General features: G+C 44.1%; 12 protein-coding genes. 11 read left to right on the top strand and 1 reads right to left on the bottom strand.

Going from position 1 to position 15,924, the window contains the following annotated elements; genetic code table 11:
* Positions 1-10 precede the first annotated feature (10 nt).
* From NSQ91_RS18810 to NSQ91_RS18790, 5 genes are all read left to right on the top strand, one after another.
* On the top strand, positions 11-5,530 hold the full coding sequence (locus NSQ91_RS18810) for a discoidin domain-containing protein (RefSeq protein WP_340919359.1): 5,520 nt from the start codon (positions 11-13) through the stop codon (positions 5,528-5,530).
* Positions 5,531-5,743: 213 nt separating this feature from the next.
* A complete protein-coding gene (locus tag NSQ91_RS18805) occupies positions 5,744-6,166 on the top strand; it encodes an SRPBCC family protein (protein ID WP_076129854.1) in 423 nt (140 codons plus the stop codon).
* Position 6,167: 1 nt separating this feature from the next.
* The gene (locus NSQ91_RS18800; RefSeq protein ID WP_038571799.1) at positions 6,168-6,500 is read left to right on the top strand and encodes an ArsR/SmtB family transcription factor; all 333 of its coding nucleotides are present in this window, start codon (positions 6,168-6,170) and stop codon (positions 6,498-6,500) included.
* A 109-nt stretch (positions 6,501-6,609) separates the two neighbouring features.
* A complete protein-coding gene (locus tag NSQ91_RS18795; protein ID WP_340919354.1) occupies positions 6,610-7,641 on the top strand; it encodes an ATP-binding cassette domain-containing protein in 1,032 nt (343 codons plus the stop codon).
* A gap of 2 nt (positions 7,642-7,643) precedes the next feature.
* Positions 7,644-8,459 (top strand): ABC transporter permease, encoded by an 816-nt coding sequence (locus NSQ91_RS18790; RefSeq protein ID WP_076129863.1) that lies wholly within the window; start codon positions 7,644-7,646, stop codon positions 8,457-8,459.
* A 139-nt stretch (positions 8,460-8,598) separates the two neighbouring features.
* On the opposite strand, the gene NSQ91_RS18785 is transcribed toward NSQ91_RS18790, so the two are convergent.
* Positions 8,599-9,252 (bottom strand): TetR/AcrR family transcriptional regulator, encoded by a 654-nt coding sequence (locus tag NSQ91_RS18785; protein ID WP_340919352.1) that lies wholly within the window; start codon positions 9,250-9,252, stop codon positions 8,599-8,601.
* A 199-nt stretch (positions 9,253-9,451) separates the two neighbouring features.
* On the opposite strand from NSQ91_RS18785, the gene NSQ91_RS18780 reads away from it, so the two are divergent.
* The 6 genes from NSQ91_RS18780 to NSQ91_RS18755 all read left to right on the top strand — a co-directional run bounded on the left by NSQ91_RS18780 (position 9,452) and on the right by NSQ91_RS18755 (position 15,906).
* Positions 9,452-10,237 carry an SDR family NAD(P)-dependent oxidoreductase gene (locus tag NSQ91_RS18780; protein WP_076304439.1) on the top strand — a complete coding sequence of 262 codons (786 nt, stop codon included), beginning with the start codon at positions 9,452-9,454 and terminating at the stop codon, positions 10,235-10,237.
* A gap of 1,467 nt (positions 10,238-11,704) precedes the next feature.
* A complete protein-coding gene (locus NSQ91_RS18775) occupies positions 11,705-12,031 on the top strand; it encodes a PadR family transcriptional regulator (RefSeq protein ID WP_076129753.1) in 327 nt (108 codons plus the stop codon).
* A gap of 6 nt (positions 12,032-12,037) precedes the next feature.
* Positions 12,038-13,000, top strand: coding sequence for a permease prefix domain 1-containing protein (locus NSQ91_RS18770; RefSeq protein WP_076182428.1), 963 nt, complete (start codon positions 12,038-12,040; stop codon positions 12,998-13,000).
* Between the two features lie 251 nt (positions 13,001-13,251).
* Complete coding sequence (locus tag NSQ91_RS18765; RefSeq protein WP_339168319.1) at positions 13,252-14,010, top strand: YveK family protein; 759 nt, start codon at positions 13,252-13,254, stop codon at positions 14,008-14,010.
* Complete coding sequence (locus tag NSQ91_RS18760; protein WP_340919346.1) at positions 13,958-14,665, top strand: CpsD/CapB family tyrosine-protein kinase; 708 nt, start codon at positions 13,958-13,960, stop codon at positions 14,663-14,665. The genes NSQ91_RS18765 and NSQ91_RS18760 overlap by 53 nt, the downstream gene beginning before the upstream one ends.
* Before the next feature lie 5 nt (positions 14,666-14,670).
* Positions 14,671-15,906 (top strand): oligosaccharide flippase family protein, encoded by a 1,236-nt coding sequence (locus tag NSQ91_RS18755; RefSeq protein ID WP_340919344.1) that lies wholly within the window; start codon positions 14,671-14,673, stop codon positions 15,904-15,906.
* Positions 15,907-15,924 lie beyond the last annotated feature (18 nt).

The raw sequence follows: 15,924 nt of genomic DNA, 5'->3' as shown, positions 1-15,924 counted from the left end.
GAGGAGAACAATGAATTCATTTAAAGAGCTACTCTTTGGAAAATCGCTTAAACGTATTGTTAGGATCACAGTTTCCTTAAGTTTGTTGGTAACGCTAGTGCCTATATCGGCAGAAGGAGCCGCAGTAGAATCGACAGAGCTGTCGATAATTACGGATTACCAACCTACCATTAATGAGATTATAGATGAAAGCGGATTCAAACATCCGGGTGTTGGCCTGACCAAGGATATTCTTGAGAATATTAGGACACAGGTACGGGCGCAAAAAGAACCCTGGATCACTTATTATAATCAGATGCTTCTCTCTCCGGCAGCTTCAAGGACGGTCACTTCCAACAATCAAAGTGGTGCGGATCCGTTGAAACCAGCGAGCGATGCTTTTAATAGCCAGGGCTTTAATTCAAGATTTATAGCGGATGGTTTGAAGGCTTATACACAAGCTCTATTGTATGTAATATCGGGTGATGAGGTTTACAGAGCCAATGCCATGCATATTATCCGGATTTGGTCACAGATGGACCCTGAGAAATACGTGTATTTTAATGATGCACATATTCATACAGGAATTCCACTTAATCGAATGGTTACTGCGGCGGAAATCTTAAGGTACACAAGTGCTCAAACTGAAGAGCTGAAATGGACGGAAAAAGATGTCGCTGATTTTACGAATAATCTTATTAATCCGGTTATTGAAACGTTCCAACACACAAATGATCGTTTTATGAACCAGCATCTTTATCCGCTGCTTGGAGCTATGTCAGGTTATATTTTTACAGGAAATAAAGAGAGGTACAATGAGGGAGTTGAATGGTTTACCGTCAATAAAACCGCTGTCGATCAGGGGCAAAATGGCGCGATAAAAGCTTTATTCAGATGGGTTGATACAAATATTGTAACAGGGGAAAAAGTTAATCCACCCGTAGTTCAGCATGTTGAAATGGGCAGAGATCAGGCGCATGGCGCTGGGGATATAACGAATGTAGAGATTTTATCACGTTTATTATTGGCTCAGGAAACAAAGGTAAATCCGGTAGAGGGGACTGTTTCTAGTGCGCCAAATGCGGTGGGGCCGTATGAATTTCTAGATCAACGGATTTTAAAAGCTGCCGACTACTTTGCGCAGTATATGATTGGCCATGATACACCATGGATTCCAGTGGCGGCACATACAGATGTAAATGGAAATCCAACGATTATCTATAAACACTTGGCTGGCGGTTACAGGGGGAGAATTGGCGGTAATGTCTATGATCTTTATTATTATTATAAATATACAGCTGGAATAAATATGGAGGTTGAAGCTCCTTATTTTAGCGAGATGTTTGCTAAGCGATTGCCTTTCTATTGGGAGTCTCCGGATGGAGGCGGGGATTATTGGCTGTACATTCCTAAAGAAGCAGAGGACGAGGGTACGCTCAATTTGCCGAAGGTGATAACGAATCCAGATTTGAGAGAACTAGAAGACCGGTACACGAAGCTTGATGGTCACTCCACCACAAAACAAGAAGGAGACACTACTTACGTTGAAATTACCGCAACAGATGAGGGCAGTAAAATTGCTTTTGTGGGTGCAAGCAGTGGCGAACGAATCATTGCTTTTAAGATTCGGACTAATGGCATAGCAACCATGGAGGTGTTTGGCGATACCGTTACGCTGCCTGATACAAAGGGGCAATGGAGGTATATTCAGTATGAGTTCAATGAGTTCCAAGGCTTCAGCGATCTTGTCTATTTTAATGTAAAAGGAAATGGAACAACAGTCGATATTGACCATATTAATTTAAAAGCTGGGGCACAGCTTACCCCTCCAGTATTTACATCAGGAAAGGCACCAGTATCTTTATTTACCTATGAGGGATCTACAGCTGCAATTCAATTTGATTTCTCTGCGACAGACGCAGGTGCAACGGATGTTGTTACCTATCAAGCGGATCAGTTACCTGAGGGTGCAGTGTTCAATGAGACTTCAGGTGTTTTCTCTTGGTCTGGAGCACATGCGGGAACCTACTCCTTTGTAGTGAGTGCCGCAGATGGAACTTCGGTTACAGCCAAGGATGTTAGTGTTGTAGTAGCGAATGATCGGCAATCTGCCGTCAACGCCGTCATTTCTCCTTATCATGTTGATGTGCCTTACATTTCGGCAACGTTAGCTCACTATAAGCAAGTGCACGCTGAGGTAATGGATGTAATTACTACTGCCACTGACGAGGTCTTCTATCAGAAGTTATTTGACCTGAATCTCGCAGTGCAAAGTCTTAAAGAATTGACGCCATTAATGAAAGATGGAAGTGTTAATTTTACGAATATGTTTGTTAGCTCAACCTTTGGTAACGCTGTCCCGAACCTGCTGGACAACACAAATGATAGTTTTGTGGGGTATTATACAGCGCAGGATCGGGCGCATTACATGGATTTAGGACCGGATTTTCAAATATCAGCAGAAAGCTTTGAGCTTCAGGTAAGAGCTAGTTTTCCGGAGAGAATTGGCGGCGTTGCAATGTTCGGATCGAATGACAAAGAAAATTGGACCCGCTTAACCCCCGGCTTGACAACAGTTACTGAAGAGATGCAGAGACTTGAGGTTCAAGCAGGCCTGGAGCATGAAAAATTCCGATTTTTGAAAATGGAAATGATAAAGCCTTCGAGTACTATGCTGGAAATTGCTGAATTTAGAATCTTTGGCCAGCGGTATGAGACAGTAAATCAATTAGAGTCCGTGTCCATTCACTCGGATCAAAGCTTAAGAAATCGAATTATACCAGGGGATACGATTCAATTATCCTTTAAGTCTACAGAAATGATCCATAATGCCACGGCCCATATACAGGGTCAGCCTGTTGCAGTCAGTTCTGTGGACAATATCAACTGGACAGCTAAGCTTGTGGTGAATGAAAATGTTCCATCAGGTACTGTGAAATTTAAGATCAATTATAAAACGGCAGCTGGAGCGGATGCAGTAGAGACTATTTTTACAACAGATGGTTCTACTTTATTCATTGCAGATCAGACGGGACTTATCGCTAATGTGCTTGAGATAGCAAACCTAATCGATTCCAGTGGAAGAAATCCGGCTGATCTTTTGGCAACAGCAAAAGTTTTATTTGATAATCATTTAGGTTCCATCACTGATTTTCGTTTAAATGGCAGTGGTTATGGTGCATATCTAACCTTTGACTTTAAAGAAGGCGGTCAGGCATTGCTGTCTAGGGTAGAAGTAATCGGAAGGCAAGACAATTATACGGGCAGAATTAATGGAACAGTGGTGCAAGGCTCCAACGACAATGTGACGTGGATTACGATCTCTAATGTAGCAGGAAATACGCCGGAATGGCAGACGTTGACGATTAACAGCACAGAACCCTATCGTTATATCCGCATCACCAATGGAAACAACTGGTATGGAAACATGGCTGAACTACGTTTGTATGGTGATGTTACAATCAATTCAAAGCTTGATGCGGTGTCCATTAGCTCCGACCAAAGTATCCAGAAACGAATTGTGACTGGGGACACGGTGAAATTGTCTTTTAAAGCAAGCGATGCAATTAACCAAGTGAATGTCATTATTCAGGATCAAGTCGCAACCGTTGCTACTGTCGATAAGATCAATTGGACGGCTGAAGCGGTCATGGGCAATAAGGCACAACCTGGACTTGTGAACTTTAGTATTAAATACAAGTCAAAGGAGGGAATCGAGGGGCCGGAAAAAACATCAACTACAGATGGTTCCTCTCTGTACATTCCCGATGAGACTGAGTTGATTAGTAATGTGCTTGCGATTACTAATTTTAGTGATTCCAGTGGGAGAACACCCACCGATCTCAGGAATGTTGTGGGATCATTATTCGATGGAAATGCAGGCACAATTACGGATTTTCGGGTAAATGGCAGTGGATATGGAGGATTTATAACGTTTGATTTTAAAGAAGGGAATAGGGTCCAGCTGTCCAAGGCAGAGGTGCTTTCCAGGCAAGATAATTATTTTACACGAATTAATGGGACTGTGGTTCAGGGTTCGAATGATCATACAAGCTGGACGACAATCTCCTCTCCTGCAGGAAAAACGATGGATTGGCAGACCTTAAGTATTAGTAACGCAGAAGCCTATCGTTATATCCGGATCTATAATAGTAGTAATTGGTTTGGTAACATGGCGGAATTACGCTTTTATGGCGTAGTGAAAGGGGCGGACCCAACAGCTCCGGTGACAACGGATGATGCGCCACAAGGTTGGACCAACAAGGATACGTTGGTAACCTTCACAGCTACAGATGCGGGCTCTGGTGTTGCGGCAACCTATTTCACAGTAAACGATGGCGAGCAGCAAACCGGGAATTCAGTTATTTTGTCCAATGAAGGAACACATAAGTTAGTTTATTGGAGCGTTGATAGAGAGGGTAATGTGGAACAGCCGCAGAAGACTGCTGTGGTGAAGATTGATCGGACCGCACCACAGGTAGTAATTAAAGGAGAGAGTTCCTATACCATAGAGCAGACATTAAACATCACCTGTAGTGCAGCTGATACTGTATCAGGCATCACTTATTCGCCATGTGATTCAACGCTCGCAGATGTTAAAGCGTATACGCTGGAAGCGGGAACTCATAGTGTAACTGCGAAAGCCGAGGATGCGGCGGGCAATGTCGGGCTGGCAGAGCATTCGTATAGTGTATATGCGACATTTGACAGCTTGTCGGCATTAACCGAAAATTTTGCAGCTGAGACGGGTGCTCCAGATTTAGAAAACGTAACCAATTCACTTAAGCAGCAGCTGGCGATCGCCAAAGAAAAAGCTCAGCAGCATGCTGGCGCAGAAGTTCACAGCTTGCTGGAAGCTTTTAATAGTGAAGTGAATCTCCAGAGCAATCAGGTGTTCACTTCTGAGCAGGCAGAGGTTCTAGTCCGTTGGTCACAATGGCTCCAGAGTACAACTCCGCTTGCTGGTGGAGCCCCTGGAAAGCCAGTGTTATCTGACAATAATGGGCACGACACCGGGCTTCGAGATGGCAGCTATGCCGTCACGATGAATCTTTGGTGGGGGAACAACGGTACCGAGTTTAAGCTCTATGAAAACGATGTACTGATCAGTACCCAGATGCTGACGGACAGCTCACCGAATGCACAAGCCATGAGTACGGATATTGTGGGCAAATCAAATGGAACCTACACGTACACGTGCGAGCTAGTCAACAGCTTCGGTTCGACTGCCTGCGATCCGCTAATCCTTACTGTTACAGATGCAGCGCCGGGCAAGCCTATAGTATCCCACGACAACTGGAGTGGGGATGGAACTTACGACGTTGTGATGAATATGTGGTGGGGAACCAATGGTACTGAGTACCGTTTGTATGAGAATGGAGAAGTAATCGACACACAGACACTAAGCACGGCTACCCTTGCGGCTCAGATGACAGTTACGAAACTTAAAGATAAGACACCAGGTGTATATGAATACTACGCGGTATTAGTCAATGCATCAGGCGAGACATCTAGCGAGAAAATCACAGTAACTGTCAAGCCAAGAAACTGACCATAGAGCTGATGTAATAGAAGGCCCCTTCTTCGGGATGAACGAGGGAGGGTTTTTTTTATAGCAGTTAAAGGATACTATTGAGGGATTGAGACGTTGAATAACGAACGGAGAATTAGGGAAATCTGTAAATTGACATAACACCTATAGGTGTTATAATGAAAAGCGAACCCAAAAGGTGTTATATTAAATGAATGCTGGAGGCTATTTATTATGCAAACTCAAGAACCCTTACAAGAAATTCGTCAAACGATTTTACTAAATGCGCCAATAGAAAAGGTTTGGAAAGCTGTTGCCACGGCAGAAGGAATGGCAGCCTGGTGGATGCCTAGTACATTTGAGCCTGTTGTTGGGCATGAATTCATCCTGCATGCTGGACAATTCGGAGATTCTCCTTGTAAAGTAACTGAAGTTGATCCTCCGAATCGTGTTGGTTTTAATTGGGGGAAGGATTGGCATCTTGCTTTTGAACTGAAAGAAATCGAAGGGAAAACGGAATTTACCTTGATTCATTCTGGATGGGACCCTGAAAAAGTTACTGAATTTGGACAACCACATCCAATCGTACGCGGCTTTATGAATAGCGGCTGGGAAAAAATCGTCCAAGAAAAACTTCCTGCTTATATCGAGGCTTAATATGCCGGTTGCTGAAGCAGGACATGATGTATTTCAAGCGATAGCAGATCCTACCCGACGCAGTCTGCTAAAGCTGCTCGCTAATAAGGAAATGTCTATAGCATCTATTACGGATTGCTACCCGATCAGCCGAACCGCTGTTAATAAGCATTTACAGGTATTGTCCGATGCGCAGCTTGTTAGCAGTCAGAAAGTCGGACGGGAGACCCGGTATAAGCTTCAGCCAGAACCTTTGCTGGAGCTGCAAGATTGGCTTGCCTTTTTTGAAGGTTACTGGGCTAATAAATTGTTTGCGCTTAAAGAATATGTTGAGGCTGACTCAGATGAGAAGTGATAAACCGGGTGGCGTGAGATCGCGCTCCCCGGTTTTTTGTGTTGTTTAAATTCAGTTTATAAAAGGGAGTTACCATCACAATACAAACTAAAACGTTGGAGGAATTGTAATGGTAAATGAACGCAAAAAAATAATTGAGCCCAACCCTGGAGATTGGGCCGTCGAAGCGCGTGGGCTCGTCAAAACGTTTGGTGACAATCGCGCAGTTGATGGAGTAAATCTGAACGTTAAGGCAGGCACGATTTACGGCGTTCTCGGTCCCAATGGGGCAGGAAAGACGACGGTAATTCGGATGCTGGCTACGTTACTTCGTCCGGATGCGGGGTCGGCGCGAATCTTCGGGCATGATGTGGTAAAGGAGTCGCAGATTGTCCGGCAATTGATAGGGGTTACGGGACAATATGCTTCTGTGGATGAGTCACTTAGTGCTACAGAGAATCTGATTATCTTTTCACGTCTTTTAGGGTTAGGGCGGGCAGAGGCGCGGCGAAAGGCAGCGGAGTTGTTAGAAGAGTTTGGTCTGACGGAGGCGGCGAAACGGCCGCTTCGAAATTTCTCTGGCGGTATGCGCCGACGTCTGGATCTTGCAGCGAGTCTGATTGCCCAGCCCCCGCTTATCTTTTTGGATGAACCAACAACAGGTCTGGACCCACGGACACGTTCGCAAATGTGGGATACCATTCGTCGGTTGGTGAACACAGGATCAACAGTGCTGTTAACTACACAGTATCTTGAAGAGGCCGATCAGCTTGCAGATCGTATTGCAGTTATTGATCATGGCCATGTCGTTGCAGAAGGCACCGTGGATGAGCTAAAAGCTTCAGTGGGCACCACCTCGCTGCACTTAAAAGTCCAAAATCTTAAAGATATCGCTCAAGCGCGCCGGATTGTGGAACATGTGCTGCATATCCAGTCTATTGTGCCGAATGAGGCTGGAAAAATTACTGCACCGATGGCGAATGCTGATTTAGTCACTGATTTGCTTATTGCACTCCGCGAAGCGGGGATTCCACTCGCAGAGATGAGTGTGCAGAAACCGACGCTTGATGAAGTGTTTTTGACGATCACTGGCCATGGAGTTACGGATGAGGCGTCCCAAGCGTCACAAGAATCAATGAATAAGGAGGCAGCAAGAGCATGAGTATGAGAACTTCTACTATTAGTCCAGGTGCGACCCGACAATTGAAAAACCATACGAGCTTCAAGCAATCTGTTCGTAACTCGTTAACGATGGCTTATCGCGGGATATTGAAAATCCGTCGCACACCCGAGCAATTGTTCGACGTAACGCTGCAGCCAATTATTTTCACATTAATGTTTACTTATATTTTTGGTGGAGCCATATCAGGAGATGTAGTGAGCTATTTGCCCGTTATTATTCCTGGTATTCTAGTGCAGACTGTAATTACGACCTCCATCGTCACTGGTGTCCAACTGCGGGAAGACATGGATAAAGGGGTGTTTGACCGCTTTAAGTCATTGCCGATTGCCCGTATAGCCCCATTAGCCGGAGCTTTGTTGGCAGATACGATTCGATATACGATCGCTACTGTGCTTACTTTTGTCATGGGCTATATTATGGGTTACCGACCTGATGGCGGTCTGGAGCATGTCGCAATTGCTGCGCTTTTGGTTATTGTCTGCTCCTGGTCGATTAGCTGGATTTTCGCTTTCTTTGGTGTGATTGCCCGAACCGCTTCCAGCGTACAAGGGATATCAATGATTGTGTTGTTCCCACTCACGTTTCTATCCAACGCCTTCGTGCCTGTAGATACGATGCCTAACTGGCTGCAATGGTTTGTCAAAGTCAATCCAATCTCGCATCTTGTGTCAGCTGTCCGTGAGCTTGCTAACTCTGGAACCGTAGGCTGGGATTTCGCTATTTCACTTATCGGAGCCGCTGTGATTGTTGCGGTTTTTGCACCTATCACTGTGCGTGCATATATGCGCCGGACATAATTAGAGAGATGAAGAAGCGGCAGAAATGCCGTTTTTTTTTGTGTTTTTTTAGCATGTTAAAAAAGCCGTGATCTAAGGATATCCCAAGATTACGGCTTGAATTTGTTGAGTAGGGACTTGCAAAGAGGCCTTTTTAGAATTAATAATCTTTTTTAAAGAAAGTATGAATTAAATTGGAAACCGATCTATCATACAATATTTTAGCCGTTTCCTCGTTTTGAATATGTCCCCCTAAATGCAGATGAATGACGCCATGCAATGACGCCCACACCAGGTTCACAACAAGCAGAGGGTCTTTTTCGTTAATAAATCCTTGTTCGATGGCTTCTGTAATAAGGGCTATCACTTGTTGTAGTGCCGTAAAGATAGCATGTAAGCTTTCCTCCTCCGGTTTGAATTCGCTAAAGGCTCCTCCGAACATAACCATATAATAGCTAGTATGATTCCGTGAGAAATCCCAATAAGCTTGTCCAAGCTCGCGAAGATATAAATTTAGATTGTCTTGTTTTGGAACCGCTTGAAAGGCAGCAGCCAACAATTTACACCCTTGCAGAAAAAGCTCCTTCGCTAAACCTTCCTTGTTTCCAAACAAGTTATAAATGATTTTTGTGGGACATTCCATTTTTTCAGCAACCTTACGGATGGTTACACCTTCGGGTCCAGATTCATGCATAATGGCCGCAGCGGCTTCGATAATGTTGAGTCTTAATGTTTCCGCATGCTGTTGTTTTGCTTTTGGGTAGGTTGTAACAGATTGTGCATTTATAGAAGATATTTTGGACGATTTTTGCATGTAGTTTCACTTCCTTAGAACTTTACTTTAGCTTTTTTTAGATAGCCGTTATTTCTAACCCTTATTTTACTGATGTAGAAGAGAAATAGCCAATAATTAAATGTGTAGAACTTTATTTGACAACACAACCTCACTTGGATACAATGATTCTTATTGAAACACTGTTTCTAAATGGTCGTTAAAGGGAGAGAGGATAACAATGATTACAATTCAAAATAAATGGACGTTGATTACCGGAGCTTCTTCGGGTATAGGTGAAGCGTTTGCTCGAGAACTTGCAGCCAAAGGAAGTCACTTAATTTTAGTCGCCCGTTCTGAAGATAAACTGATTGCTTTAGCGGAAAAATTAAAACGAGAATTTCAAATTCAAGCGGAGGTTCTAGTTGCTGATTTATCTCAAGAAGGTTCCCCTGAAAGGCTCTATCAACAATGTGTAGAACGTGGCTTGAACGTTGATATTCTTATTAATAATGCAGGTTTTGCTACGCATGGGCTTTTTGAACAACTATCTGGTTCGAGACAACATGAAGAAGTGATGCTAAATGTTTTGGCGGTTGTAGATCTGACCCATTTGTTTTTGCCAGAGATGTTAAATAGAAAAAGTGGAGTGATCATAAACGTTGCATCAACAGCTGCATTTCAACCTCTCCCTAATATGGCTGTATATGGAGCGACAAAAGCTTTTGTATTATCATTTACTCAAGCGCTATGGGAGGAAAATCGGAAACGGGGCGTACAATTTCTTGCGTTATGTCCGGGGTCTACGGAAACAGAATTTTTTAATGTCGTGGGAGCCGATGAGGCTTCGGTAGGCAAACGAGACACTCCAGAAAATGTCGTTCAAGTGGCTCTTCGGTCGCTTCAGGCTAAAAAAGTATTTGCTGTCCCAGGATTTACAAATTATATTTCTGCTCAAATGTCACGTTTTTTTACACGTAAACAAATGCTTTATTTTGTTGGACGTATGCTCCGTACACGACATTAATAGGTCAACGTATTCAAGTTGGTGTATTCGTTAGCAATGATTAACTATTTCATTGATTATAAAAAAACAACAAAACAGCGGTTCTCCCCAATACGGGAGAACCGCTGTTTTGTGTTTTGACTTGCTGACTTTGACTCCGTTCGCTTGAATTTACATCAACAAAATCAACATCAACATCAACAATCGACATCTAAATCTCAATCACACCGCCGACTCATAATCATCCACTGTGGTACGGACCCAGATGATGTTATTAGCATGTTTTTCGCAGTTCTAGCGTAGTTTCGGACTCCAGTGCAGCTATTCCCTAGAAGTGGGCTCGAATATGGTGATTTGTACGCCAATAGGTGCATTAGGATCCGATAGGATCAGAAAAGTGGGGAATTTCTGCGAATAAGGTCAACTGAGTCCGATAGTATCTCGTCCAGGGTAATTAACTAACTAATGTATTAAGATTCAATAAAAAGGAAAACAAAACAGCGTTGGTTTGTTGCTTCAATAGATATTGGGGCAAGCAAGGCTAAAGGACCGCAATGACGCTATTAGTATGTTTTTCGCAGTTCCAGCGTAGTTTCGGTCACCAGTGCAGCTATTCCCTAGAAGTAGGCTCGAATATGGTGATTTGTGCGCCAATAGGTGCATTGGAGTCCGATAGGATCAGAAAAGTGGGGAATTTCTGCGAATAAGGTCAACTGAGTCCGATAGTAGCTCGTCCGCCAAAGTAAGGGGAAGTAAACACCTATGTTCTTGCAGTCAACCTTATTGTATTAAGGTTCAATAAAAAGGAAAACAAACCAGCGTTGGTTTGTTGCTTCAATAGATAATGGGGCAAGGAAGGCTAACGGACCCCAATGGCGTTATTAGTATGTTTTTCGCAGTTCCAGCGCAGTTTCGGACTCCAGTGCAGCTATTCCCTAGAAAGGGCCCTAAATATGATGTTTTGTGCGCCAATAGGAGCGTTGGAGTCCGATAGAACCTGAAAAGTAGTAAAATGCCTCGAATAACGCCAACTGAGTCCGATAGTATCTCGTCCGCCAAAGTAAGAGTAGGTAAACGTCACCGTCTATGCACACAGCCTACTAGTAAACACCATCGTCCTGCAAACAGCCAACTGGTGAACACCATCGACTTCGCAAACAGCCTACTAGTAAACACCATCGTCCTGCAAACAACCAATTGGTGAACACCATCGACTTCGCAAACAGCCTACTAGTAAACACCCCCGCCCTCGCAAACAGCCTACTAGTAAACACCATCGTCCCCGCAAGCACTACTGGCCTGCACCTTCGTATACCTAACCCCGTATTGGAAGCTACGTCATGCGCAGACAGCAATTGTGATTTAATCAAGGAAGGTTCGGTCCTCAAATTATGTTGGCCTATTTTTCCATTAACTACTTCATCTGTCGTAGTAATTATGTTATACTGCAACTACTACGACAGATGGAGTAATCATGGGGGGATATTTTTGATCAGCAGTGATGTTATACGCGGCTACAATGATACGATGATCCTATACATGCTGCTGGACGGGGAATCTTACGGGTACGAGATTTCCAAAAATATCAGGCAGTTAACGCAGGAGAAATATGTCATGAAGGAGACAACGTTATATTCTGCCTTCACCCGACTGGAGAAAAACGGATATATAGAATCCTTTTATCTGGATGAGAGTCTTGGTAAGCGGCGTACGTATTACCGGATCACCCCTTTGGGTCTCGCCTATTACCGAGAAAAATGTGAGGAATGGAAGGTTACACAGCAAGTTGTAAACCAATTTATCAAGGAGTGGTGATAGAGCATGGAGACGATCATAGTATATCTGGATAATATGTTTGCAGGTCTGCCAAAGACTCCGGAACTGGAACATCTGAAGCAAGAGCTGCTATCTGGGATGGAGGAGAAGTACCTGGAGCTGAAGCTTGCTGGCAAGTCGGAGAATGAGGCGATTGGTATCGTCATATCGGAATTCGGCAATATTGAAGAGCTGACAGCGGAGCTTGGCATCGATCCAGTTGTGCCGGAACAGGCTATTCCGGTGCTGACGGAAGAAGAGGTTTACGCTTATGCGGCGGCCAGACGAAGCGCTGGATTATGGACGGGTATCGGCGTTTTCCTCTGCGCATGCGGAGTGGCGTTTTTGATCACCCTGGATACAATATTTGAAAATAAGGCTGTTATGAGTGATAAAGGTTCGATGCTGGGGCTGGTCGGAATGTTCGTGCTGGTCGCTATCGCGGTCGGGATGTTTATACACAGCGGAATGAAGCTGGATCGCTTTAAGAGTCTGGAGCAAGGCTTTCAGCTGCCTTATGCTCTAAAGATGGCGCTTCAACGCAGCCAAAGTCTTTATGCTCCGACTTACCGTCTTTCTCTGATTACAGGAGTCTGCCTATGTGTGCTGTCGCCGGCTTTTATCTTCACCACTAGCTATGTCAACGATGACTATGCTCCCTATGGAGTAGCTGCTTTTCTGTTTATTGCGGCTGTGGCGGTGTTTCTGTTCATCTATTACGGGAATATCCAGGGTACTTATACGAAGTTGCTGGAGGAGCCGAATATCACTGCAGAGAAGCAGGAAGAGAACCGATTTGTTGGAATTGTTGGGGCTGTGTTATGGCCTTTGGCGACAGCGATTTTTCTGTTCACGGGTTTTGTCTATGGGCGCTGGGACGTCAATTGGGCAGTATTCCCAATTGCTGGAGTTCTATCCGGCATGTTAAGCAATGTTCATCATGTTCTGAAACGTAAAGATATCTCCTGATGGTGTTGACTGCACTTGTACATTCCTGAACTAGTTAGACTATATGTAAGGTATTCTACCAGTAGATTTAGCTGGAAGAATGCCTTTTTTTGTTGGATTTTAACAGGTGAGCTAAATGAGCCCTTTAATATTTTGACATTTAAATTTTAAGTACGGACTTGGACATATGTTGAGAGAAAGAGAATATGAATATACAACAATAATCTTGTTAAAGAGACGACAATACATTAACTAGTTAGGAGAAATGATCGATGGAATTCGAACTGGGCAGCATTTTGAAACTAGTAAAACGTAGGCTGCTGTTCATTATTGTATTATGTATCGCTGCAGTCGGGCTAGCTGGTAGTGTTAGCTATTACGTTTTACAGCCGAAATACGAGGCGACAGCTTCTATACTTATTCAAGGGGACAGGCAGCAGAAAGCAATTAATGACATTATGGCCGGACAAAAGCTGGTAACCACTTACGGGGAGATCATTCGAAGCAGCAGGATAGCGGAAGAGGTTGTCAGAAAGCTGCAGCTAAAAATGACAGCGGAAGAGTTGCTCAAAAATGTGAAGACAAGAACCAATAGTGAATCACTCGTAACAACGGTAATTGTGACCAATTCAAAAGCTCAACGGGCAACAGATATTGCGAATGGCTTTGGAGAGGCCTTTAATGCGAATATTCAATCGATTATGGGAGTGGAGAATGTTGTATTTCTCGACCGTGCCAAGGTTCCTTCTGATCCTGTCTCACCTAAGCCGGTCTTTAATATGGCTGTTGCCTTCGGATTGGCGCTGATTACCGGGATCGCAATCTCTATCCTCCGGGAATTGATGGAGAAACCCGTGAGAAGTGCCAAAGATATTCAGCTTGATTTGCAGCTTCCGCTTCTGGGAACCGTGGGCAAATTGAAGCCACGTAAACAGCGGAATAAAGCGAAAACCAAATCAGCAGAAGGAGCCACAAGTTATGAAGAAGAGAACGCCAAAATTATATTGCCTGGAACAACCGAAGTCATCTAGCGGAGATCAATTCCGAAGCATACGCTCCAATATTCGTTATACCCGCGTTGGTGGAGAGATCCGCTCTTTATTAGTCACAAGCTCGCTTCCGGATGAAGGAAAATCAACGGTAGCGATAAATCTGGCGATTGCCATGGCGGAAGCTGGTAAGACAGTTCTTCTCATTGATGGGGATCTACGTACGCCAACGGTGCATAAGGCATTTGATCTGCCTAATTGGATCGGACTTAGCAGTATCTTAGTGGATCATACCCGCTTAGAGGATTGCATTATTTCGATTGAGGATGCAGAAGGTTTGTCAGTATTGACCTCTGGTCCGATTTCACCAAATCCCGCTGAATTATTAGGCTCTGAAGGAATGAAGCGATTATTTACAGAGCTGAGCGTGCGTTTTGATACGATTGTCATCGACTCATCCTCTGTATTAATGCCATTTTCGGATGCCCTTATTTTGGCAACGATGACTGAGGGGGTATTGCTAGTTGTGAAATCCGGAAAAGTACTCTTAAAGCACACGAGTTCTGCCAAGCACTTGTTAGAGCAGCAGGGAGCACATTTGCTGGGAGCCGTATTGAATTATCGGAAAAAGAGCAGGCGTTCCAAGATTCGCGGTGAAGATTTTGCCGAGTGGGCCTCTTCTTCAGGAATGGTCTGACGTCTATGTCATTTGCTTCTCTTCGTTATTTGCTCGGGAATATCACTTACGCTGGTGCTCAGTTTGTGATTGTGATCCTGCTGAATAAATTCGGGTCATCGGCAATCGTGGGGCAATATTCGCTAGGGCTTGCAGTTACTGCTCCGATCTTTATGCTGTCGCATCTACATCTTCGTTCCGTATTAATCGTTGATTCATCGGGGAAATACAGTTTTGGAGACTTTCTGGGCTTACGGCTGATAACAACCGCCCTTGCGTTTACGATTACCGCAGGCTTTTGCATTATGAGTGGTTTGGATTGGAATACAGCATTGGTTATTTTCTTCATCGGTCTGTATAGAATCGTTGAATCAATCAGTGATATTTTATTGGGCATCGTTCAAAAGGAGGAGAGATTAGATCAAATCTCAATCTCCAGAATGGCAAAAGGGTTATTCTCCATTCTAATCTTCATCCTCGTATTTATCCCTACACAGAGCCTTGTTCTTGCCTTGTTAGTCATGATTATCGGATGGTTAGCGATAACGATTGGATATGATGCTCGTAAAGCAAGAATATACACTTCTCTCAGGCCACTCTTCAACAAAAGAAGCCTATGGAGTTTACTGATCGTCAGTTCACCGCTAGGCGTGGTGTTGGCGTTGATGTCGTTAAATACGAATATCCCATTATACGCGATTTCCTATTTTAAAGGGGAGCATGACTTAGGTATTTATGCTTCACTCTCATATATGATTGTTGCCTGTAATGTTGTCGTCACCGCACTTGGTGAAGCCATAACACCACGTCTTGCCAGGTGGCATTCAGCCGGGAGACACAAGGAGTTTGTCACTTTACTCAGCCGAATGATAGCGATGGGTTTGGGTTTTAGTGCGGTCGCTTGTTTGATTGGGTGGTTGTTTGGACACAAGCTGTTAACCTTATTATTCAGTTCAGACGTGGCAGGAGAGTTAGGGTTGTTTCATTGGCTGCTGGCGTCCACCATGCTGGTATTTATTTCATCCTACCTGTGGTACGCCATAACGGCTACCGGAAGGTACAAAGCCCAGATTCCATTGTTTCTGTGCACAGCATTCACTAATGGCTTATGTTGTCTGATCTTCGTACCTCATTACGGGGTAGTAGGTGCTGCGATGGGGGCTAGTTCGTCGTTATTTGTACAAATGATTGGCAGTGTAGTTGTGCTGTATCGTGTCATCGGAAAGGTAAGAAAACGGGAACAGTCCGAAGCGGCGGCATAAGTTCTTTGTTTTATAGGA

Source organism: Paenibacillus sp. FSL R7-0048 (assembly GCF_038004505.1).
GTDB classification, from domain to species: Bacteria; Bacillota; Bacilli; order Paenibacillales; family Paenibacillaceae; genus Paenibacillus_AQ; species Paenibacillus_AQ odorifer.
This window is presented reverse-complemented; position numbering and strand designations above follow the sequence as displayed.

Coding starts and splice junctions, on each gene's coding strand:
- NSQ91_RS18810 (WP_340919359.1), top strand. CDS start 11: ATGAATTCATTTAAAGAGCTACTCTTTGGAAAATCGCTTAAACGTATT.
- NSQ91_RS18805 (WP_076129854.1), top strand. CDS start 5,744: ATGCAAACTCAAGAACCCTTACAAGAAATTCGTCAAACGATTTTACTA.
- NSQ91_RS18800 (WP_038571799.1), top strand. CDS start 6,168: ATGCCGGTTGCTGAAGCAGGACATGATGTATTTCAAGCGATAGCAGAT.
- NSQ91_RS18795 (WP_340919354.1), top strand. CDS start 6,610: ATGGTAAATGAACGCAAAAAAATAATTGAGCCCAACCCTGGAGATTGG.
- NSQ91_RS18790 (WP_076129863.1), top strand. CDS start 7,644: ATGAGAACTTCTACTATTAGTCCAGGTGCGACCCGACAATTGAAAAAC.
- NSQ91_RS18785 (WP_340919352.1), bottom strand. CDS start 9,252: ATGCAAAAATCGTCCAAAATATCTTCTATAAATGCACAATCTGTTACA.
- NSQ91_RS18780 (WP_076304439.1), top strand. CDS start 9,452: ATGATTACAATTCAAAATAAATGGACGTTGATTACCGGAGCTTCTTCG.
- NSQ91_RS18770 (WP_076182428.1), top strand. CDS start 12,038: ATGGAGACGATCATAGTATATCTGGATAATATGTTTGCAGGTCTGCCA.
- NSQ91_RS18765 (WP_339168319.1), top strand. CDS start 13,252: ATGGAATTCGAACTGGGCAGCATTTTGAAACTAGTAAAACGTAGGCTG.
- NSQ91_RS18760 (WP_340919346.1), top strand. CDS start 13,958: ATGAAGAAGAGAACGCCAAAATTATATTGCCTGGAACAACCGAAGTCA.
- NSQ91_RS18755 (WP_340919344.1), top strand. CDS start 14,671: ATGTCATTTGCTTCTCTTCGTTATTTGCTCGGGAATATCACTTACGCT.